This window comes from Nostoc sp. UHCC 0252 (assembly GCF_034931145.1).
Classification (GTDB): Bacteria; Cyanobacteriota; Cyanobacteriia; order Cyanobacteriales; family Nostocaceae; genus Nostoc.
On sequence record NZ_JAYGHE010000140.1, the window covers coordinates 1 to 7,156 of the forward strand.

General features: G+C 37.6%; 6 protein-coding genes. All 6 read left to right on the forward strand.

Translation table 11 applies throughout. The annotated features are described in order from the left end of the window. Positions 1-129: 129 nt before the first annotated feature. The 6 genes from VB732_RS34995 to VB732_RS35020 all read left to right on the forward strand — a co-directional run bounded on the left by VB732_RS34995 (position 130) and on the right by VB732_RS35020 (position 7,043). On the forward strand, positions 130-1,212 hold the full coding sequence (locus tag VB732_RS34995) for a tyrosine-type recombinase/integrase (protein ID WP_323235400.1): 1,083 nt from the start codon (positions 130-132) through the stop codon (positions 1,210-1,212). Beyond that, complete coding sequence (locus VB732_RS35000; protein WP_323235401.1) at positions 1,209-2,675, forward strand: tyrosine-type recombinase/integrase; 1,467 nt, start codon at positions 1,209-1,211, stop codon at positions 2,673-2,675. Before VB732_RS34995 ends, VB732_RS35000 begins: the two co-directional genes overlap by 4 nt. Then, positions 2,662-4,497, forward strand: a complete 1,836-nt coding sequence (locus tag VB732_RS35005; RefSeq protein WP_323235402.1) for a site-specific integrase — start codon at positions 2,662-2,664, stop codon at positions 4,495-4,497. The genes VB732_RS35000 and VB732_RS35005 overlap by 14 nt, the downstream gene beginning before the upstream one ends. Then, positions 4,494-5,324, forward strand: a complete 831-nt coding sequence (locus VB732_RS35010; protein WP_323235403.1) for a DUF6262 family protein — start codon at positions 4,494-4,496, stop codon at positions 5,322-5,324. Before VB732_RS35005 ends, VB732_RS35010 begins: the two co-directional genes overlap by 4 nt. After that, positions 5,317-6,639 carry a replicative DNA helicase gene (dnaB, locus tag VB732_RS35015; protein ID WP_323235404.1) on the forward strand — a complete coding sequence of 441 codons (1,323 nt, stop codon included), beginning with the start codon at positions 5,317-5,319 and terminating at the stop codon, positions 6,637-6,639. The genes VB732_RS35010 and dnaB overlap by 8 nt, the downstream gene beginning before the upstream one ends. Positions 6,640-6,833: 194 nt before the next feature. Next, the gene (locus VB732_RS35020) at positions 6,834-7,043 is read left to right on the forward strand and encodes a hypothetical protein (protein WP_323235405.1); all 210 of its coding nucleotides are present in this window, start codon (positions 6,834-6,836) and stop codon (positions 7,041-7,043) included. The last annotated feature ends 113 nt before the right edge of the window (positions 7,044-7,156 follow it).

Below are 7,156 nucleotides of genomic sequence, written 5' to 3' on the forward strand. Positions count from 1 at the left end.
ACAGGTTATCTTATACAAGAATTATATATTAAATAACAACAACAACCACCTTCTTTTTCTACACCATATAAATATAGCTATATACTAAATTTTATTTCTACAACGTGTATTTTGTGGGACAATAGACCTATGAGATTAACACTGCAAAAAGGAATAGATCCACATACCAACGAGATAGTCTGGGTAATGTTGGATGAAGACTACCAAGTAATAGAACCCATTCAACGTTACCTGACCTATCTCAGTACGTCTAAATCTCCTAACACAGTCGAAGCGTATGCCTACGATCTCAAATCTTGGTGGGAGTTCCTAGAACTCAAAAGCTTAGATTGGCGGGAAATTCAATTGTCAGATATTGAAGACTATGCTTACTGGTTGAGAATTGGAGACACCACAAAGGTTATATCCATACAACCAGTACAGGCGATTAGGTCAGAGAAGACGGTCAACCGAGCAATTACTGGTATCACTGGCTTCTATGAGTATCACATCTCTAGCAAAACAATAGATTTCAAACAGTTCGATAGATTTCACATGCCCTATGGAGTTAGTCAGCATGGGCTACTTACAGGCATCGCCAAGAGTAAACCCACCAGACAGAAGCTTGTCAAACTCAAAGAGCCAAAAAGCTTTCCTGGCTGCTTAACTGACGAACAGGTATCTACGCTGGTGAATGCGTGTCATCGCCTCAGAGATAAACTCATCATCCTGATGCTCGACGGTACGGGAATGCGGAAAGGTGAGCTTCTGGGGCTATGTCTTGAGGATATCGGAGAGGGTGGAGAAAATTGCATTAAAGTTGTCAAGCGCAATAACCCCAACGGAGCAAGAGTTAAAGGGCTAGAACGAACCGTTCCCGTAGTGCCAGACATACTCAAAATGTATAACGACTACCTAATTTATGAGTATCCAGAGCCAGTATCTAATTATGTTTTCGTCAACATTTGGGAAGGGAAAATTGGAATGCCTATGAACCCTAATGTCTTAAACATCATGTTTAATCGCCTGAGTAAAAAAACTGGTATTCATGTATATCCGCATTTATTTAGACATACTTATGCTACCCGTTTACTCAGAGCTAACTATTCACCAGATCGAGTAAAACATTTATTGGGGCATACATCTATCCAAACTACTCTGGATGTTTATTCTCATGTAATTGATGGAACAAGTCTACAAGAAGTAGTCGAACGAGAGGAATCAGCAGAATGAGTATCTTAGCAGATAATAATTTATCTTTAGATAGTTGGGCGATAAAGGAAAGTGAGTTAGCAAACAGCTTACTGGCTAATCCATTGCTGAAAAAGGATGTTTGGCACACAATTAATGATTTGGGCTTGCAAACCAATCAGCATGAAAGAGTCTTGACAATTAGCTTTAAATCAATTAGACAAGATTGGTTGAAAACAACATCAAAATTATACGTCATAGTTAGAAGCAATCGTAAACTATCAGCCGCATACATCCAAGATGAAGTTCAGTACCTCAGCCGATTCTCTCAGTTTATTGAACAAAAATCTATTTTTAGGGTTGAACAAATTAACGCCCAATTATTTGATGAATATGATTATTATTTAAAATCTTTAAAATTGTCGCCAAAAACAATAACACATCAATATACGACTTTGAATAACTTCTTTAACTACTGTCGTGATGAAGGGTGGCTGGAAGTTAATACCTATTGGTTTAAAGGGCGACGTAATAGATCCACTCCTAAAAATGATGATGTCGAGTACATTCCAGAAGAAATATGGCAACAGTTAAATGAACATCTACATTATTTACCCGAACCTATCCAACGGATGGTGATAGTAATTAGAGCTACAGGGTTAAGAATTGGTGAGCTACTTAACTTGCCTTTAGATTGCTTACGGAAAAGAGATGACCAATGGCGAATAAGATTTTTAACTGAAAAGTACAAAGTAGATGATGAACTTCCTATCTGTGAGGAACTAGTAGTAATAATTAAAGAACAGCAAGAATATATTAGGCAAACTTTTAAAGATAATTATAATATTTTATTTAGTGCTAATGCTAGTCGTTATTACTATATACCAGTTCCAAAAGTAATGCACTTGCGTGGTCTTAGTCAACGGTTAAACAAATTAGCTCAGGAGCATAATATATGTACTAATGAAGGTCAGATTTGGCATTTTAAATCTCACCAATTTAGAAGAACTTTCGCTACAATCATGACAAATGCTGGAGTTAGAGATTTGATAATTCAAAAATATCTCAGACATCGCTCTCCAGATATGCAGAACTATTACAAGCATTTGTATAAGGAAGTGCTGGGAGATGAGTATCAGGAGTTAATGAAAGAAACTAACTATGTAAATAATACTGGCAAACTTGTATTAACTCACAAGCCAAAAAATCTAATTACCGAAGCAATTAGAGGTAGAATGCACCAGATTACAACTCAGTATGGGGAGTGCCATCGCCCGATACTAGAAGCTCCTTGTCAAACGATAAATGCTTGTTGGCAATGCGAACATTGGTTAACATCTACTGATGATCTACCAGTCCTCGAACAAGATTTACAACGAGTAGAGATAGAATTGAATACTATTTCTGCATTAGGAATGGTACGGCAGCAGCAAACTTTAACCGTGGACAAGCAAATGTTATTAATTCGGATTGAGGGATTACAGAAATTAAATGCTAAATATTAACTGGACAAAAGATTATCAAAACGATTTTATTTGCCCTTGCTGTCAGGAAAAAAGTATGGTTTTATTAGCATTGTCAAAATCTAAGCGGAATCTAAATGCCTCCAGATTTAGTTGTATAAAATGTAATAAAAGCTATTGGACTGAATATCTTATTCCAAAAATAACACCAGATTTTAATAACCCTGGAGTTTTTTGGTATGCTAATCGTAGAATTGAAGGTTTTATTTGTCCTGATTCTGATTGTGAATCTAGACATAGCTTAGACCCCGATTATAAATTAGAAAATATGTATTTTGTCAAGATAGATGAAAATACACAGAAGAAAATATTCCAATGCAAAACTTGTCAAAAAAGATGTTCAGAATCTATAAATCTAAGGCCAAATACTATTAGTCGCCTCAGCAAGAAAGATTCTCCAGTAAGAAGATTTAACTGGATTGATGATCTTTGGGATTTAAGATCGATTAATCCTAATTTTGACAGGCGAGATAATCGATGTACTGTTAATTTCGATAATCTTACCTCAAACTGGTTTAAAAATGAGGCTAAAAAATATATACATCATTTATGTAAGAGGGAAAATTCTTTTTCTACAATTATTAGCAAACTAAACAATCTTAAACCTTTCTCTCAATATTTAGTTAGAAACAACATATCTACTTTTGATGAGATTAATCGCAGCCTAGTTATTAATTATTTGTCACAAGAGCAGAGAATAGATAAAGATAAGTTGTGTGCCTTAAGAGAATTTTTTACATTAGGAAATATCGGAAACTGGTTTAACGTCGAATCAGATATTATTCGGAATGAGGACTATCCTAAGCGACATCGAGGTAATCCAGATCCCATATCAAACATTGTAAGAGAACAAATAGAACAAAATTTGTATAGATTACCCGATCCTATCGCTCGAATGTGGTTGATTGGTTATTTTTCTGCTATGCGCCCGTCTGAATTAGCTCTACTTAAACAAGATTGCCTAGTTCAAGAAGGACAAAATTGGAAGTTGGTGTGGCATCGAAAAAAGACTAACGACTATCATGAAATTCCCATTACAATAACTATTGCAAAAGTAGTCCAACAACAACAAAAATATATCGGAAATCTTTGGGGTAATGAATGGGATTACTTGTTCTGCCACTACTACAATTTATCTAATACAGATCCATCACAGTCTAACTTAAAGCCAATTAAGAAAATTCTTCCTAGTCAAGTAAGACATCCTTTATCAACTGGTATTTGTACTCTAATTAAAGCCCTCGATATCCGCGATGAAAATGGTCAGCCAGCTAAATTTACACCTCAACTTCTCAGATCTACTCGCTTAACTGAATTATTTGACCAAGGACATGACCTATCAGTAGTCAGTGCATGGGCTGGACACAAACACTTTGTCACTACCAGCACTTACTATACCGAAGTCAGTTGCGATCTGATGCAGCGGGAAGCAGGACACATTCACCAAGCATTAGTAAATAGTGATGGTAATCGTATTTCTTATGAATCATTCCCTAAATCCTTCTGGGACAATCCAGTCGCCCACAAATTAGAAGTTGGTGCTACTCATATCAACACTCCCATCTACGGATATTGTGGACTACCACTCGACCAAGACTGCCATAAGTTTCGTGCCTGTTATACTTGTCGATCTTTCGCTGCCACTATTGAAAAACTCCCCCAATACATCAACATACTTAACGAGCTTCGAGCCAAATCAGTTAAAGCTATGTCAGCAGGACAAGAAGTACTGGTCGAGCAATTCGGCAGACAAGTCGAACAACTCGACAAAATCATTGCTAGTTTGCAACAGGAGGCAGCATGAGCAATTCAGACACCAAACAAGCCAGAGTTGATAACCTTCAACAAGTTCAAGCAGCCCGTAAGGAAGATTCAGCAGATCGAGTTTTCAAGGCAATCGAACGGTTACAGAAAATCAACGGCAAGATCAACTTCACAACCATTGCCAAAGAAGCCAATGTCAGCGTATCTTACCTCTACAAATATCCAGAAATTAAGCAGCGTATTGCTGAAGTTAGAAATAAACAAAGATCGTTCCCACCCTCCCCAGTTGCTCAACCTAACTCATCCTCTACTGGAAAAATTATTACCCGTCTTAAAGAGAAAATCCAACAATTAGAGAATGAGAACAAAGAACTCAAACGTAAGCATGAAGCACTAGCAGGTCAAGTTTATCGAGTACATTACCTCCAAGAGCAAGTTGAAAGACAGCAGCAGATCATCGAGGGTCTACAAGGCAAATTAAAAGGTGAACAATTAGATAGCAAATTAACACCAATATCAAGCAAGAGAAAAACTACGATTGACGAACAGATTCAATCCGAACTAGATTCTTTAAACATCAGTTTAAATCCTACTCTAACCAAGACAATCAAATCTGCTAATGAATCGACTGTCTTGGCTGCAATAGAAGCCTTCAAAGAACAACTTAGTAAGAAGGATATCCCTAATCCTGAAGGCTGGTTAAATAAAGCCATTAAAGAAGGCTGGACTAAACCAGAGCTAGTTCTACAAACTTCATCCAAACCAGAATACCAAGTAGTTGCGGTTGCTAATCAACCAGCTAAAGAATTACTTAGTATTGATAAACTCCAGCAACTTAGTACTATCTTTAATCAGAAACATGAATAATCCTGTTCTCCCAAATAATATTGAATCAGAGGAGAGTATCTTAGGTGGTATTTTGCTAGATCCGTCAGCCATCGGACGAGTTATCAACTTACTGGCTCCAGAAGCTTTTTATATTACTGCTCACGCTACTATTTATCGAGCAGCTTTAGATCTTTATCGTCAAGACAAACCGACTGAATTATTCAGTGTCAAGGCATGGCTATCCGACCAGAAACTACTCAAACAAGTAGGGGGCGAGGCAAAATTAATCCAGCTATTAGAGCGGACAGTTTCAGCCGTTAATATCGACCACTTAGCATCCTTAGTCGTTGATAAGTACAAGCGGCGTGAATTAATTGCAGCGGGTCACGATCTGGTGAAATTAGGACATGATACAACTACCGAATTAGAATCTGTGTTCGACCAGTCAGAGCAGAAGATATTTAACTTGACTACCAACAAACAAGACCAGTTTCAACCCAAGGTTATCGGTGATTGTCTCGCTGCTGTATTTACTAAAATTTCACAGGGAAGTGAACCTGCATATCCTACTGGACTGGGAGATTTAGATATCTTGATTGGCGGGTTAGTCAAGCAGGATTTAATCATTGTTGCTGCTAGAGCGAGTATGGGCAAGACTTGGTTAGCTTGTCATTTGACAAATCATATTGCGACTACTCAACATAAGCCAGTAGTCTTCTTCAGTGCAGAGATGTCCAGCGAACAGTTAACGAAGCGGCTGTTATCGATGCACTCTGGGATTGATTCACATCGGTTGATCCACAATACAATCTATGCGGATGAGTATGAAACATTGAAACAAGCTTTGGGTACATTGGGTGAACTTCCTATTATTCTTGACGATACCCCCGCTTATGCTTTGACCCCCGCAAAGATTCTTTCTGTACTGCGGAAAATCCGCCATGAGAGGGGGGAATTGGGGTTAGTTGTCCTCGACTATATCCAAAAGCTGGGAGACAGGTCAGCGGGGAATAGAGCGCAAGCTGTGGGTAAGTTCTCTGGGGCGTTCAAGGATATAGCGAAAGAGTTTGATGTACCTTTTGTGGCGTTGGCTCAGATCAATCGTGGGGTAGAGAGTCAGGGTAATAAGCGTCCAGGGATGGCTGATATTAAGGATTCGGGTGATATCGAGCAGGATATGGATCTGGGATTATTGCTGTATCGGGATGAATATTATAATTCAGATAGTTCGGAGCCAGGAGTGATGGAGATAATCGTTAGTAAGAATCGGAATGGAAGCGTTGGTACCTGTAAGGTTAATTTTGACCCAAGTGTGGGAAAATTTAACAGCATAATTAAATCGAGTCTTTTCTAATCTCGTATATTATTATTTTGTTTGCGATCTAAATTATTATCAAAAACAATCTTGGCTGATTAACAATAAATCAAATTTTTAACAATAGAAAAGATTGCATGGAATTAAAAGAAGGATATATCAAAGGTTTCATTAGTGAGGTTGCAGTTCGTGCTACTCCAGAAGAAATAGAAGCCGTTCAAGTTTTTTTGTGAATGCTCATAGATGACTATGATTACCCAAAAGAATTAATTCAAACACGTCCCCAATGGCGAGTAAAAGCTAGACCTTCTGATACCAAGAAAGAATATCCTGCCGATATTGGTTTATTCTCAGGGGAAGATCATATAGAAGATAATATTGAAATTATTATTGAATGCAAGCGAAAAAACACAAAGGATGGCAGTCATCATCTTTTAGCCTAAATTAATCCATCCAGCATATCTTGACTTCTGAAACAAAAACTCATTGTAGAATACATCTACAACGCAAAAGCTTGATTTAAAAACAGTTTTGGCGTTTTTGTATTTGATAACAC